Here is a 14,329-nt window from a genome sequence, read left to right as displayed (position 1 = left end):
TTCGCTCGCAATCCTTGTGGGGGGTTCGGCCGTTCGAACGTGCCGCAACCACAAGAAAGGACGAGTAACCGCATGCGCATGGTTGCCCGGGGGGCAAAAGGCCCGGTCCGCCCCGGAGAAATTCCGCCATTCTCCGGGGGGCCGGTCCGTGGGGGATCCGTGGTCCGTTCAGGACACGTCGGTCGCCTTGGGCATCGCGCCCTCGGTCGTCTTGACGTCGATCACGGAGAACGCCGCGCCCTGCGGGTCGCTCAGCGCGGCGAAGCGGCCGAACGGGCTGCTCATCGGCCCGAAGCGGAGAATCGCGCCCTGTTCGGTGGCCTTCGCGACCGCCGCGTCGCAGTCCTCGACGGTGAAGTACACGTTGAAGTAGGGCGGGACCTCGGGCGGGAAGTCGTCCGTCATCCGCATCCGGCCGAGGACCGGATCCTCGCCGAGGTCGTACAGCCTGAAGTCGACGGCGTCGTCGTCCAGCTGCTTCATGCGGTATCCGAAGACGGCCGAGAAGAAGGTGTCCGACTTCTCGGGTTCACGGGTGAACACCTCGGCCCAGCAGTACGCGCCGGGCACGCCCCGGGCCTCGAAGCCCTCGTGCCGGCCGGGCTGCCAGACTCCGAAGACGACCCCGCTCGGGTCCCGGGCGATCGCCATCGTGCCGAAGTCGCCGACCTGCATCGGCTCCATCAGCACTTCGCCGCCGTCGGCCCGGATCTTCTGGGCGGTGGCGGCGGCGTCGGGCGACGCGAGGTACAGACACCAGGCGGACTGGCCCTCCTGGCCGGGCATGGGCGGGACGACGGCGGCCACCGCCTTGCCGTTCGCGTAGGCCTGGGTGTAGTTGCCGTACTCCGAGGACGACTCGCCGAACGTCCAGCCGAGCACCTCACCGTAGAAACTCTTCGCTCCCTCGACATCGCTGAACATCGCGTCCGCCCAGCAGGGCGTTCCCTCGGGCTGTACGGCCATGGCGTTCCACTCTTCCCGGTTCGTTATGGTTCATTCCGGTTTCACGCTAGCCAGCCTCCGTCCGGGCCGCGCGCCGAGCGGGACGCCCTGGACGACACTGGAGAGAGGCCTCGGGTGGTCGCCGACGGGACGGGGACACGGGATGATGCACGCGTGGGAAGTGGCCCGGCCCGGGCCGATCGAGGGGGAAGCGCTGCGTTTCGTCGAGCGGCCGATCCCGGTGCCGGGGGCCGACGAGCTCCTCGTCCATGTGCGCGCGTGCGGGGTGTGCCGCACCGACCTGCACGTCAGCGAGGGAGACCTGCCGGTGCGCCGGCCCCGGGTCACGCCCGGCCACGAGGTCGTCGGCGTGGTCGCGGCGACGGGCGAGGACGTGCTCGACCACGCGGTCGGCGACCGGGTGGGCGTCGCCTGGCTGCGCCGTACGGACGGCACGTGCGGGTACTGCGCGCGCGGGTCCGAGAACCTCTGCCCGGCCTCCGAATACACAGGCTGGGACGCCGACGGCGGCTACGCGGAGTACACGACCGTCCCGGCGGCCTTCGCCTACCGGCTGCCCGGCGAGGTGGACGACGTCGCGCTGGCGCCGCTGCTGTGCGCGGGCATCATCGGCTACCGCGCGCTGCTGCGGGCCGCGCTGCCGGACGCCGGACGGCTCGGCCTGTACGGGTTCGGCGGCAGCGCCCATCTGTGCGCGCAGCTGGCCCTCGCACAGGGCGTCACCGTGCACGTACTGACGCGTGACCCGGCCGCGCGGCGGCTCGCGCTGGAACTCGGGGCCGCGTCCGCCCGGGGCGCGTACGACGAGCCGCCCGAGCCGCTGGACAGCGCGATCCTGTTCGCTCCGGTCGGCGACCTGGTCCCGGTCGCGTTGCGGGCCCTCGACCGGGGCGGGATCCTGTCGGTCGCCGGGATCCATCTGAGCGACACCCCGCCGCTGCACTACGAGAGCGACCTGTTCTACGAGAAGGAGCTGCGCAGCGTCACCTCCAACACCCGCCGGGACGGGCGGGACTTCCTGGCGCTGGCGGCCCGCCACGGCGTACGTGCCACGACGCACGCCTACCCGCTGTCCGAGGCGCAGCGGGCCCTGCGGGACCTCAAGGCCGGCCGTTTCGACGGGGCGGCCGTGCTGGTGAACGAATTCCCGGCGCGCAGCTGAGCATGCGCGCCCGCGACGCGCGTGCGTGGATGGAACCAGACGTGTGTGCGACGGTGGAGGTGGCATGACGGGCCGAGGCGGTGACGACGCTACGGGGGCAGGGGCGTCGTTCGCCGCGATGGAGGACGCCGTCGAGGCGATCGGCACCACCCTGGACGAGCGGACCACCTGCGAGGAGCTCGCGGAGTTCGTGTGCCGGGAGGTCTGCGACGCCGCCGCGGTGGATCTGCTGCCCACGGACGTCCCGGCCGCGCAGCACGCGCACGAGCCGAACCTGACCCGTGTCGCCACGGGTGGCCGGGCCGAGTTGCTCGCCCCTTGGACCCCGCAGGGCGCCCGCCCGCTGTCCGTCCAGGCGCTCGACGAGGGGCTTCCGATCACGGCGTCGCTCGACCTGTCCGGCACGGTCCCCCGGGAGGTCATGACGGTGCCGCTGCTGGCACACGGCCACCTGTTCGGAGTGCTGCTGGCCGTCCGGCAGGGGCGGGCCTTCAGCGACCGGGGAACCGCCGTCACGCACTACGCGGCACGGCTCGCGGCCGTCCACCTCGGCCACTCACGGCAGCACGACGCCGTACGGGACACCGTGCTCTCACTGCAGCGGGCGCTGCTGTCCGAACCGGGCCGCCCGCATCCCAACCTCGACCTCGCCACCCGCTATCTGCCGTCCGGCAGCAGCGTCCTGGTGGGCGGGGACTGGTTCGAGACCGTACGGCTGCACTTCGGGCGCACCCTGCTGGTGGTGGGCGACGTCATGGGGCACGGTCTGGACGCCGCGGTGGACATGAACGCGTACCGCTCGATGCTGCGCTACGTCGCCTCGACGGATCTGCCGCCGCACCGGGTGCTGCGCCGCCTGGACGCGGCCGTCTCCGAGGACAGCGCCCGGCGTCCGGCGACCTGTCTGCTCGTCCAGGTCGACCCGGCCCGGGGCACGGCCACGCTGGCCAGCGCCGGGCATCTGCCGCCGGTCGTGTTCGCCGGGGACGGCACCGGGGAACTCCTTCAACTGGCGGTCGGTCCGCCGCTGGGCACCGGCGTGGGGGGCTACGAGGCGGTCATGCGCGCGCTCGCTCCCGAGGACACCCTGGTGATGTTCACCGACGGTCTGGTGGAGCGGCGCGGTGAGGACATCGACGCCTCGCTCGCCCGGCTGGCCGGGCTGCGACTGCCTCCCGGGACCGGTGTCGACGCGACCCTCGACAGGGTCCTCGTAGGGCTCGACGCCCGGCACGCGGAGGACGACGTGGCGCTGCTGGCAGCCCGCATCCGCCACCGTCCCCCGGCCTGAGGCCCGACGCCGCCGTGACCGACGTACGTCTTCCCCCTTGTGGCCCGCTGTGCTTGCCTGGGGACCCCTTTCGGCGGGCGGGGCGGGGGTTGCTTCATGCGGAGGCCGTGGATCGTGGGGGTGCTGTTGGCCGGGCTGCTGCTCGGTGCGTGCGGGGATCCCGCGTCGGGGCCGGAGCAGTCGCCGCCGGATCCCGCGTTGCCCACGGCCGCTCCGTCACCGACCACGACCACCGCCCAGCGCCCCGCCGCCTCACCCACGACTCCCACGGCAGCTGACGCAACGGCGAAGGCGCCCACCGTTGTCTACCTCGGGGACTCGCTCGCCATGGAGAGCCAGAAGGTGCTCGGACAGTCGCTCCGGGAGCAGGTGAACGCCCGTTACACGAGCGCCCCCTATTCCGGCACCACCCTCTGCGACTACCTGGAGGGGACCGGGGAGCGATCCCTCGTACCGCCCGCGGCGAAGGCCGCCGCGCTGGTGCGCTCGCTGCGTCCGGACTTCGTGGTGCTCCAGTTCTGGGGCAACTCCTGGGGCTACACGCCCTGTATGGACGGCATCACGTACGCCGAGGAACCGGCCACGTACTTCGAGCGGTACGCGGCGGACATGCAGCGGCTGACCGAGCAGATCGCGGACGCGGGGGGCGCCCGACGGCCCCGGATCGTCTGGGTGTCGCAGGGTCCGGACCCGATCACCCCCGAGCGGATCCGGACCGTGAACGCGCTCTACGCGGCACGGGCCGCGGCCTCCCACGACCTGGTCGCCGACGCCGGGAGGACGGTGAGCCCGGCGACAGCCCGCTACACGTGGGCGCAGTACCTGCCGTGCACCGCGTACGAGCACGACCATCCGTCGTACTGCACCGAGCCGGGCCGCGACCGTGCCGCCCTCCACCGCGACGACGACTATCTGCACTTCTGCCTGGCGCCGACCACATCCACCCCGAAGCCCTGCCCGGTCCGCTCCCCCGGCATCGCACGGATCACGCGCGAGATCACCCGGGTGATAGCGGACCGCGTCGGCTGACGGTCCTCGGGGCTGCCCTGCCAGGGTCTTGTGGCGGGGTCGGTCGGGGTGCGGCGGCAGGTGTTCCTCGGCCCGGACCTCCAGGGCGGCGAGCGGGGTGGGGAGGGCGTTGCCGTGCGGGGTGACGGCGTACGGGGAGCGCGGCGGTGGTCCGTGGTGGACGGAGACGATCCAGGGCCGTCGGGCGCCGCCCGCGTCGGCGAAGTCCTCGGCGGCCAGGCCCCGGTAGAGAGAGCCGGCCGCCTCGGACAGCTTGTCGTCGGCCACGGAGGTGGAGATCGTCGACAGGATGGCGAGGCCCAGCGCGCCGCCGATCCGCTGGGCGGTGTTGAGCAGTGCGGAGGCGACGCCGGTGTCCTGGTGGGAGACGCCACTGAGCATGCCCACGGCCGCGACCAGCAGGCCGGGACCGGCGATCAGGCGCGGCGCGAGGTGCGTGACCAGCTTGGTGCTGATGCCCGCGGCCATCCCCAGGCCGAGGCCCGTCGTGACGGGGTGGAACGTGGCGAACATGCCCGCGCCGATGAACGACAGGGTGGCATAACTGCGCGACCGGGTGCGGTCCTTGAAGAGGCACAGCGGCATCATCGGGTCGGCGGCGCAGGCCTGGAGGCACAGGAAGGCGGCCAGGAGTACGGCCGCGGCGGCGAAGGAGGGAGATGAGCTCTACGGCGGCAACCCGCACCTGCGGACCGCCCTCGAACGCCGCCCGGTTCCGCTGTCCGCCCTGGTGCGGGGGTGGGAACCGACCTTCGGTCACTGGTCAGGAGCGGGTTCTTCTCTTCTCCACGGCCTGTCGGCTGTACCTCGTTCGAGTCACGACCTTGAGGCGTCGAGGCGGAGCAGCTCGCGCCCGGCGCGGATGACGGTGTCGCGTACCTGTTGCGGGTCGTCGAGTTCGGCCGCCGAGAGTGCGCCGTCGTGCAGCAGCACCAGGACGCGTCCGGCGTAGTCCGGGTCGGGGTGCCCGGCGCGTCCGGCGTAGTCCGGGTCGGGGTGCCCGGCGCGTTCGGCGAGGCGGGTCACGGTATCCTGGAACCAGGCGCGGTGCTCGGCGACCGCGACGCGGACCGGGTCCTCGGGGTCGGGGTATTCGGCCGAGGCGTTGATGAAGTGGCAGCCGCGGAAGCCCGCGGAGCAGGTGACCTGGCCTATCAGCTCGAGCAGAGCGGCGGCGGCCTGCTGCGCGGTGCCCTGGTCAAGAGCGACGCCGACCGCGGCGCGCAGGTCGGTGTCGGTGGCCCGCAAGTACGCCTCGCGGCCCCGAGTAGATTCGACCTAGAGAGAACGAACGTTACATCTACCTCGCCTCTCTTGAGAGGAGCGGTTCTCCGTGTCTTCCAACTTCGCCGCCTACCTGCAGCGCAACGAGACGTTCGCGGCCACCGACGCCAAGCTCCGGGTCCCCGAGATCCCTTTCATCCCGTTCCAGCAGCTCTACTTGCTCATCTGCGTGGATCCGCGGGTGGAACCGGCGGCGATCGTCGGCGTGCAGCTCGGCGAGGCGATCGTGGCCCGCAACATCGGCGGCCGCGTCACCGAATCCGTCGTGCGTGACCTCGCCTGGATCTGCCACCTGCACGAGAACAAGACCCCGGACGCCGACTGGTTCGAGGTCGCGATCATCCACCACACCGACTGCGGCTCCGCCCTGTTCGCGGACGCCGATCTGCGCCGGGGCTACGCCGCGCGCGGCGGCTACGACGAGGACACCGCCGCCGCCATGGCCGTGCTCGACCCGGCCGCGACCGTGCGCAGCGACGTCGAGAAGCTCCGCACGGCCCCCGCGCTCGCAGGCAGCATCGGGAACCTCAAGGTCGGCGGCTACGCCTACGACCTGAAGACGGGGCTGCTCTCCACGGTCGTCGAGCCGGGCTAGGTCAGGGCTAGGTCCTGTCGTCACAGCCTTCCACCACCTGCCGGCCCATACCCTGGCCGCCGGAAGCCCGTAATGCGCGGCGCGGCGAGGTGTTCGCCGTCAACGCCTCCGGCAATCATCCGGGCGTGCACCGGTTGTGGCTGGAGGCGCTGGCGTTGGGGTATCGCGTCGCCGTCCGCCCCTCGCGACGCGAGCCGTTCACACCGCACCGGCTGGTCGGGGCGCTGCGTCAGGCAGGGGTGGGCGAGGACCAGGTCGTACTCCTGCCCACCGGCCACCACGCCGCCGACACCCTCGTAGACGGAGCCGACCGGGCCATCGTGTACGGCGGCGACGATGTCGTCGCCCACTACGCCCACGACCCCAGGGTGCTGCCCCAGGGGCCGGGCCGCACGGCGACGGAAGTGCCGTGCTGCGCCCCGCCGTCCACCAGGTCGACCGCGCCGGCGCCGTCCCACTGCGCACCGAACTCCCCTTCCCCTGCGCGTGGGTGGCGCCCTGGAGCAGGTCGGACGGCATCGCCCCGCTGCGTGACACGCTCGTGCTGTCGGCACTGACGCGCGACCAGGCACTCCTGGAGCAGCCGCTGGCGGAGCCCACCGTCGCCAACCTGTACATCGGCGATCACCCGACCCATTGGATGGCGCCCGGAGTGCCCCACGACAGCTGTCTGTCCGACTTCCTGATGCGCAGCAAGGCCGTCATCGGCGCAGGGCGACGTGGCAAAGGGGGGCGCACGGTGACGTGGCGCCGGCGGTCGTGCCGGTCAGTGCGGCATGACCAGCATGACCGCCGCACCCAGGGCCATCGACCCGTCCCAGAAGTGACCGTACGGGGACCGCAGTACCGCCGAGGTCCCCGGTCCTGCACGCAGTACGGGCATGTCCCGGGTCAGCGACCACAGCGCGCAGACGAGCAGGCACAGGGCCAGCAAGACCGCCACCCGTGATCCGGCGGGTGGCGCGTGGTGCAGGGCGTGCGGGGCGTGCGCGGTGCGCAGCATCCAGACCATCGCGGTCATGCCGAGCGCGGAGGGCAGTCGCCGCACCGTCGCCGCCGAGCGGGACTCACCGGCCCTGCGCACGGGGGTGAGCGGGAACCAGAGGGCCGCGGCGGTGAAGAGAACGGTCTGTCCCATCCGCGACGGCACCGGCCCCCACGGCATCGCCGCCATGGCCACAGCCATGGCGGCGTGCAGGAAATGGTCGACGCGGCCGCGCCACGCCCCGCCGGACGGTGCGCACGCATGCCGCACGGCGTAGCCTGCCGCGCCCACGAACAGCGCGGTCAGCAGGGCGTGCACGGTGTCGGCGGCGTTCATCGCCCGGCGTGCCCTCCCGCGCGGCGGCCATCCATCGAGCGCCTCACTCGGTGGGCCGCGGGGCGCGCAGATGGGCGCGCTGCGCCAGCTCCTCCTTGGAGACGAGTTCGAGCATGGGCTTGCCCGGCGCGCACATCATGGTCACGACGAACCGGGTCCGCGCGTCACCGAGCGCGTTGCCGTCCTGGTAGTGGATGACGTCGCCGCCCGGCTCCCAGAACGTGCCGCCGGCCTCCACCACCCGCTCGGGCTCGCCCTCCAACTCGAAGCGGACCGCGCCCTCCACGACGTAGCCGAAGGCGGGACCCGAGTGGCGGTGCGGCGGGCTTCCCGCGTCGCCCGGCTCCCACTCGACCTGGATGGTCATGGCCGAGGCACCTTCGGGGATCGTCAGTGGGGAGGCGTCCTGCAGCAGCTGCGCCGCCTTCATCCAGCTTTCCGTCGCCCCTTGGTCGCCGGCTCCGTGCATGTGCTCTGCGTGATGGTCCGACACTGTTGTGCACCTTTCGTGAGTCATCAGGTGGCCGGGTGGGGCAGAACTCCCCACCCCTTCGATCCTGTTGACCGGGCAGTGAGTGGATCTGTGACACGGAGTCGGCGCTCCGCGGCCATGTTCGCGGAAAGTGTCACAACAGCGACGCAACGACTGTCCTAGGTGTGGTGGGTGGCTGATGTCGCCGTCACGAACGCAACCGCGGGGTCGCCGACCCCCTGACGGGAAGAGACGCAGATGAGAGTCGTTGTTGCAGGGGCCACCGGCGTGATCGGATCCAGGACCGTCGCCCGGCTCCGGGACCACGGTGTGGAGGTCGTGCCCGTGTCGCGCCGCGAGGGTGTCGATGTCATCACCGGACAAGGGCTCGCCGAGGCCCTGCACGGCACCGATGTGGTCGTGGACGTCACCGACGCACCCTCCCGTACGGAGGCGACGAGCGTCGCGTTCTTCGACGCCTCCACCGGCAACCTGCTGGACGCCGCCGCCACGGCCGGCGTCGAGCACTATGTCGCGCTGTCCCTCGTGGGCGTCGACCGGATCAAGCAGGGCTACTTCCGCGCCAAGGCGGTGCAGGAGGAGCGGGCCAGGCGCTCGCCGACCCCGCACTCCCTCGTGCGCGCCACACCGTTCTTCGAGTCGGTGGACGCCCTGTCCCGCTCGACCGCGCACACCGACGAGGTCCGCGTCGCGCCCGTACTGATCCGCCCCATGTCGACGGACGACGTCGCGGCCCGACTCGCCCATGTGGCCGTCGGATTGCCGCAGTTCGGTGCCTTGGAGATCGCCGGGCCCGAGGAATACCGCCTCGACGAACTCGCCGCCGAACTGCAGGCCGCCCACGGCGACGCGCGCGGCGTGGTCACCGACACACGCGCTCCGTTCTTCGGCGCCGTGGTCGGCGAGCGGTCGCTGCTGCCCGGCGCGACGGCCCACCCGGGACACGAGACGCTCACGCAGTGGCTCGCGCGGCACTGACCGCCGCGGCCAATACCCGCGCCCTCTCCACCACTGTCCGGCGCGGGAACACGGCTCCCGCGCCGGCACCGGCTCCTTCTCACCCCATGCGCCACGACAGGAAAGACCGACATGACTGACCCGGCCCGGCCCGCTGAGCCCTCGACCAGCGAACTCGACCAACTGCCCGACCGCGACGCCGAAGAGACCGCCGAATGGCAGGCCTCCCTGGAGGCCGTCGTGCGCACCGCGGGACCGGACAGGGCGGCGTACCTCCTGCGGCGCGTGCACGCCTACGCGACGAAGGCCGGCGTCCCCGTGCCGGCCCTGCTGAGCTCCGACTACATCAACACCATCCCCGCGTCGGCCCAGCCCGACTACCCCGGCGACCTCGCCATGGAAGCCCGGATCACCGCACTCAACCGGTGGAACGCGGCCGCGATGGTGACCCGCGGCTCCCGCCTGGGCCTGGGCGGCCACATCGCCACATACGCCTCGGCCGCTTGGCTCTACGAGGTCGGCTTCCACCACTTCTTCCGCGGCAAGGAACGGGACGGATCCGGCGACCAGCTGTACGTGCAGGGGCACGCCTCGCCGGGCATCTACGCCCGGGTGTTCCTCGAAGGGCGTCTCCACGAAAGGGAGTTGGACGGTTTCCGCCGCGAGGCCGACGGCCACGGGCTGCCGTCGTACCCGCACCCGAGGCGGCTGCCGTGGCTGTGGGAGTTCCCCACCGTGTCCATGGGGCTCGGCCCGCTCGCCGCCGTCTACCAGGCCCGCTTCAACCGCTATCTGCACGACCGGGGCATCAAGGACACGTCCGGCTCCCGGGTGTGGGCCTTCCTCGGCGACGGGGAGATGGACGAGCCCGAGTCGACGGCGGCGCTCGCGCTCGCCGCCCGGGAGGGCCTGGACAACGTCACCTTCGTCGTCAACTGCAATCTGCAGCGCCTGGACGGGCCCGTACGGTCCGGCTCCAAGATCGTCCAGGAGCTGGAGGGACGCTTCCGCGGAGCGGGCTGGAACGTGGTCAAGTCCTTGTGGGGCGAGGCCTGGGACACTGTCCTGCGCCACGACACCGACGGCTCACTCGTCCGCCGCCTCGGCGAGGTGCCCGACGCGCAGATGCAGACGTACGCCACCCGCGACGCCGCCTACATCCGCACGCACTTCTTCACCGGTGACCCGCTCTCCGGCATCGCGGCAGGGCTGAGTGACGCCCAACTCCTCGATCTCTTCGGGGAGTCACGCGGCGGCCACGAGCCGCTCAAGGTGTATGCCGCATACCGCGCCGCGACCGAACACCGCGGACAGCCCACCGTCGTTCTCGCGCAGACCGTCAAGGGCCACACCCTGGGGCAGGGCTTCGCGTCGCGCAACGCCAACCACCAGATGAAGAAGCTCACCATGGACCAGTTCCGCGACATGCGCGACGCACTGGATCTGCCCATCCCGGACAGCGCGCTCAGCGGCGACCTGGTCCCGTACTGGCATCCGGGCGAGAACTCTCCCGAGGTGCTGTATCTGCGCGACCGGCGCACCGCTCTGGGCGGCCCCGCCCCCGCGCGCGTCGTCGTCCCCAAGCCGCTGAAGCAGCCTCCCGCGCGACCCTTCGAAGCCCTGTACAAGGGGTTCGGCCAGCAGGAGGTGGCCACCACCATGGCACTGGTCCGACTGGTCAAGGACCTGATGCGGGACGAGGAGACGGGGCCGCGCTGGGTGCCGATCATCCCCGACGAGGCCCGGACGTTCGGCATGGAGTCGCTCTTCCCGACGGCCGGGATCTACGCCCCGCTGGGGCAGAACTACGAGCCGGTGGACGCCGACCAGTTGCTGCACTACCGCGAAGCCAGGAACGGGCAGTTGATCGACGAAGGCATCACCGAGGCCGGTTCCATGGCCGAGTTCACCGCCGCGGCGACCTCGTACGCCACCCACGGCGAACCGATGATCCCCTTCTACATCTTCTACGCGATGTTCGGATTCCAGCGCACCGGCGACCAGTTCTGGGCGCTCGGCGACCAGATGGGGCGCGGGTTCGTGATCGGTGCGACGGCCGGGCGTACGACGATGACTGGCGAAGGTCTGCAGCACGCCGACGGCCACTCCCACCTGCTGGCCTCCACCAACCCGGCGGCGGTGAGCTACGACCCGGCCTTCGCCTACGAGATCGCCGTGATCGTCAAGGACGGTCTGCGGCGGATGTACGGGGAGCGACCCGAGGACGTCTTCTACTACTTGACGGTCTACAACGAGCCCAAGCGCCAGCCGGCCATACCGCCGGGCGCCGCGGTGGAAGAGGGCATCCTGCGGGGCCTGTACCGCTTCCGGGAAGCGGACGCGGACACCACCGGGCCCCGGATCCAGCTGCTCGCCTCGGGCACGGCGATCCACTGGGCGCTCGAGGCACAGCAACTCCTGAGCTTGCATTGGGGTGTTCGCGCCGACGTGTGGTCGGTGACCTCCTGGACGGAGCTGCGCCGGGACGCGCTGGACGCCGACCGGGCCCGGCTGCGCGGCGAGGAACGCGTCCCTTACGTCACCCGGGCGCTCGACGGGGCCGCGGGTCCGGTCCTCGCGGTGAGCGACTGGATGCGTCAGGTACCCGACCAGATCAGCCAATGGGTCGCGCAGGACTACTCGTCGCTGGGGACCGACGGATTCGGCCTGTCGGACACCCGGGACGCGGTGCGCCGCTACTTCCGGGTCGACGCCGAGTCCATCGTCGTCGCGGCGCTGGACCGACTGGCCCTGGCCGACGAGATCGACCCCGCCATGGTCGCCAAGGCCCGCGATCGCTACGGCTGGAAGGGATGACCGGCCCGACCGGGCCTGCGGTCGCCGACGCCGGACGAGGACCTGGGGTGCGACGGCGCCCCGCGACGACACAAGGAGCACGCACCATCATGACCGTTTCCGTTCCCCTGCCCGCACTGGGCGAGAGTGTCACCGAAGGCACTGTCACGCGCTGGCTCAAGAATGTCGGAGACACCGTCGAGGCCGACGAACCTCTCCTGGAGATCGCCACCGACAAGGTCGACACCGAGATCCCCTCCCCCGCCGCGGGCGTCCTGATCAGCATCACCGTGACCGAGGACGAGACGGTGGAGGTCGGAGCCGAGCTCGCCGTCATCGGCCAAACGGAAGAGGCTTCGCCGCTGCCCGCTGGCGACCTCAAGCCTCCGGGGCCTGACGAGACCATGGCGCCCGTCCCCGAGGCGGCACCGCCCGTGCCCGCGCCCGACGCGACACCGCCCGTGCCCGCGCCCGACGTGGCACCGCCGGCGTCCGTCCCGTACGTGGCACCGCCCGTGGTCCCGTACGTGGCACCGCCCGTGCCCTCTGCGCCGCAGCCCTCGGCGCCACCACTGTTCGTGCGCGAGACCCCGGCGCCCACGGCGGTCACCCGACCCGTACCGGCCACCCCCTCCTCGTCGCTGCGGGGCCAGACCGCCCCATTGACCCGCAACCGCAGGCTCATCGGCGACGACCTCAAGAAGGCGCTGCAGGAGCAGGCCCAGCTCACCACCTTCGTCGAGGCCGACGTCACCTCGCTCATGCGGCTGCGCTCGCGCGCCCGGGAGGACTTCGCGGCGCGCACCGGCGTCAAGCTGTCCCCCTTCCCGTTCTTCGTCAAGGCGGCCGCCCAGGCGCTCAAGACCCACCCTGTCGTCAACGCGCGGCTGGACACGGACGCGGGGACCATCACCTATTTCGACACGGAGGACATCGGCATCGCGGTCGGCACCGGCAAGGGTCTGACGACCCCGGTCATCAAGGCCGCGGGCGACCTGAGCATCGCGGGGATCGCCCGCGTGACCACCGCACTCGCCGACAAGGCCCGCACCGGCCTCCTCACCCCGGACGACGTCTCGGGCGCCACGTTCACCGTCTCCCACACCGGTTCCCGCGGGGCCCTGTTCGACACGGTGATCGTGCCCCTCGGCCAGGCCGCCACGCTGGGTGTCGGCAACGTGGTGAAGCGTCCTGCCATCGTGGAGGCCGACGGCTCGGCGGCGATCGGCATCCGCGACATGGTGTTCCTGTCGCTCTCGTACGATCACCGCCTGGTGGACGGTGCCGACGCGGCCCGCTATCTCGGCACTGTCAAAACGATCCTCGAGTCCGACGCCCTCGGTGCGGACCTCATGCCGGTCACGCGGTCCTGACGTCGCAATCCGCTTTGCCTGGCAGCGGAATCCGCGCTGCTTCGAAGGCCCCGGTCGTCTCATGGCACGGGGGCCTTCGCGGCGCGTGCGTCGGTTCCATGCCGGAACACACGGTTGTCACGAAAGCGGAGTATCGCCGGTCTTGATGTGTATGCACACATTCATCTCCCGGGCGCCGGATCCTGCGCCCGCGCTGAACGAGTACGCCGTCAGCGCCGAGTTCTACGACGTGCTCCAGGCCCAGCAGGACGAGCTACGGGTCCACCACCTCTACGGCGACGCCGTGCGCGGTGCCCGCCTCGGCGTCCTGGATGTGGGCGCCGGAACCGGTCGTGTCACGTGGATGAGTCTGCGCGAATCCAGGGTGGGCGTGCACGCCGTCGAACCCGCTCGGGCCATGCGGACCTCCCTGATGACACATCTGGCCTCGCTGCCCGCCGAGTCGAGGACACGCGTCACGGTTCATCCCCACCCGCTCGACCGGGCCGGGCTGTACGACGTCGCGGACGTGGCCGTCTGCCACAACACCGTCGCCTGTCTGACGCCTGCCGTGCGCCGCGCCCTGTGGCCGTCGCTCGCCCACGCCCTCGTCCCCGGCGGCACGCTCCTCCTCCAGCTCCCGCCAACTCGCCTCCCCGGCAAGGACGTCGTGCGTCACTTCCCAGCGCAGCGGGTCGGCCGGCACGAGTACCGAGGGCGCATGGTGATGTCGGCCGACGGTGCGCGGATCCGCGCACGGTTCGACTACTGGGTGCGCGCGGGACGGCGCGTACTGCGCGAGCACACGGAGACGTTCTGGATGTGGCCGGCCTCGCGCGCGGAAGTGATCGGCGAACTGCGCGCGCACGGCTTCAAGCCGCTGCCCGACCCCACCGACGAGTCCGTGCTCGCCCTCGCTCTCGACGATTCAGGGCCCGGCTCGCCGGGATGACCGACCCCCCTCCGGGCAGGGATGCCACTCGCCCACAACCTCGTGGCAGCCCGGATGTCACAAGAACGCGTACTCGTCGGTCAACCAGCCATACGGAATCCGGATGTCCCCTGACCGAAGGACAGCGCAAC

General features: G+C 71.5%; 13 protein-coding genes and 1 pseudogene. 10 read left to right on the top strand and 4 right to left on the bottom strand.

Translation table 11 applies throughout. The features are described 5' to 3' along the window. Positions 1-168: 168 nt before the first annotated feature. Positions 169-966: a VOC family protein gene (locus ACIRA5_RS31685; protein ID WP_403696452.1), complete on the bottom strand. Its 798-nt coding sequence runs from the start codon at positions 964-966 to the stop codon at positions 169-171. Between the two features lie 145 nt (positions 967-1,111). Between ACIRA5_RS31685 and ACIRA5_RS31680 the strand changes: the two genes are divergently transcribed. From ACIRA5_RS31680 to ACIRA5_RS31665, 4 genes are all read left to right on the top strand, one after another. After that, entirely contained in the window at positions 1,112-2,128 is a 1,017-nt protein-coding gene (locus ACIRA5_RS31680) for a zinc-binding alcohol dehydrogenase family protein (RefSeq protein ID WP_403696563.1), read from the top strand. A 64-nt stretch (positions 2,129-2,192) separates the two neighbouring features. Then, the gene (locus ACIRA5_RS31675) at positions 2,193-3,419 is read left to right on the top strand and encodes a PP2C family protein-serine/threonine phosphatase (protein ID WP_403696449.1); all 1,227 of its coding nucleotides are present in this window, start codon (positions 2,193-2,195) and stop codon (positions 3,417-3,419) included. A 96-nt stretch (positions 3,420-3,515) separates the two neighbouring features. Then, positions 3,516-4,448, top strand: a complete 933-nt coding sequence (locus ACIRA5_RS31670; protein WP_403696446.1) for an SGNH/GDSL hydrolase family protein — start codon at positions 3,516-3,518, stop codon at positions 4,446-4,448. 153 nt (positions 4,449-4,601) lie between these two features. Beyond that, the gene (locus ACIRA5_RS31665; protein ID WP_403696444.1) at positions 4,602-5,111 is read left to right on the top strand and encodes a hypothetical protein; all 510 of its coding nucleotides are present in this window, start codon (positions 4,602-4,604) and stop codon (positions 5,109-5,111) included. Positions 5,112-5,264: 153 nt separating this feature from the next. Here the strand turns inward: ACIRA5_RS31665 and ACIRA5_RS31660 are convergent, their stop codons facing one another. Next, positions 5,265-5,696 (bottom strand): TetR family transcriptional regulator C-terminal domain-containing protein, encoded by a 432-nt coding sequence (locus tag ACIRA5_RS31660; protein ID WP_403696442.1) that lies wholly within the window; start codon positions 5,694-5,696, stop codon positions 5,265-5,267. A gap of 85 nt (positions 5,697-5,781) precedes the next feature. Between ACIRA5_RS31660 and ACIRA5_RS31655 the strand changes: the two genes are divergently transcribed. Continuing rightward, on the top strand, positions 5,782-6,327 hold the full coding sequence (locus tag ACIRA5_RS31655) for a carbonic anhydrase (protein WP_403696440.1): 546 nt from the start codon (positions 5,782-5,784) through the stop codon (positions 6,325-6,327). A gap of 59 nt (positions 6,328-6,386) precedes the next feature. After that, positions 6,387-7,033 (top strand): annotated as a pseudogene (locus ACIRA5_RS31650) (aldehyde dehydrogenase); the annotation flags it as partial. A gap of 60 nt (positions 7,034-7,093) precedes the next feature. Here the strand turns inward: ACIRA5_RS31650 and ACIRA5_RS31645 are convergent. Further along, the gene (locus tag ACIRA5_RS31645; protein WP_403696438.1) at positions 7,094-7,648 is read right to left on the bottom strand and encodes a DUF5134 domain-containing protein; all 555 of its coding nucleotides are present in this window, start codon (positions 7,646-7,648) and stop codon (positions 7,094-7,096) included. A 43-nt stretch (positions 7,649-7,691) separates the two neighbouring features. After that, a complete protein-coding gene (locus ACIRA5_RS31640; protein WP_403696435.1) occupies positions 7,692-8,078 on the bottom strand; it encodes a cupin domain-containing protein in 387 nt (128 codons plus the stop codon). Between the two features lie 300 nt (positions 8,079-8,378). Here ACIRA5_RS31640 and ACIRA5_RS31635 point away from each other — a divergent pair, with 300 nt between their 5' ends. The 4 genes from ACIRA5_RS31635 (at position 8,379) to ACIRA5_RS31620 (ending at position 14,198) form a co-directional block, all read left to right on the top strand. Continuing rightward, positions 8,379-9,119, top strand: coding sequence for an SDR family oxidoreductase (locus ACIRA5_RS31635; protein ID WP_403696433.1), 741 nt, complete (start codon positions 8,379-8,381; stop codon positions 9,117-9,119). A gap of 111 nt (positions 9,120-9,230) precedes the next feature. Next, complete coding sequence (gene aceE / locus ACIRA5_RS31630) at positions 9,231-11,915, top strand: pyruvate dehydrogenase (acetyl-transferring), homodimeric type (RefSeq protein ID WP_403696430.1); 2,685 nt, start codon at positions 9,231-9,233, stop codon at positions 11,913-11,915. A gap of 89 nt (positions 11,916-12,004) precedes the next feature. Continuing rightward, complete coding sequence (locus ACIRA5_RS31625) at positions 12,005-13,267, top strand: 2-oxo acid dehydrogenase subunit E2 (RefSeq protein WP_403696428.1); 1,263 nt, start codon at positions 12,005-12,007, stop codon at positions 13,265-13,267. A gap of 151 nt (positions 13,268-13,418) precedes the next feature. After that, positions 13,419-14,198, top strand: a complete 780-nt coding sequence (locus ACIRA5_RS31620) for a methyltransferase (RefSeq protein WP_403696426.1) — start codon at positions 13,419-13,421, stop codon at positions 14,196-14,198. Positions 14,199-14,329 lie beyond the last annotated feature (131 nt).

This window comes from Streptomyces sp. NPDC096311, from assembly GCF_044763085.1.
Taxonomy (GTDB): domain Bacteria; phylum Actinomycetota; class Actinomycetes; order Streptomycetales; family Streptomycetaceae; genus Streptomyces.
Note: the sequence above shows the minus strand (reverse complement) of the source record. Positions and strands in the feature narration are given on the sequence as shown.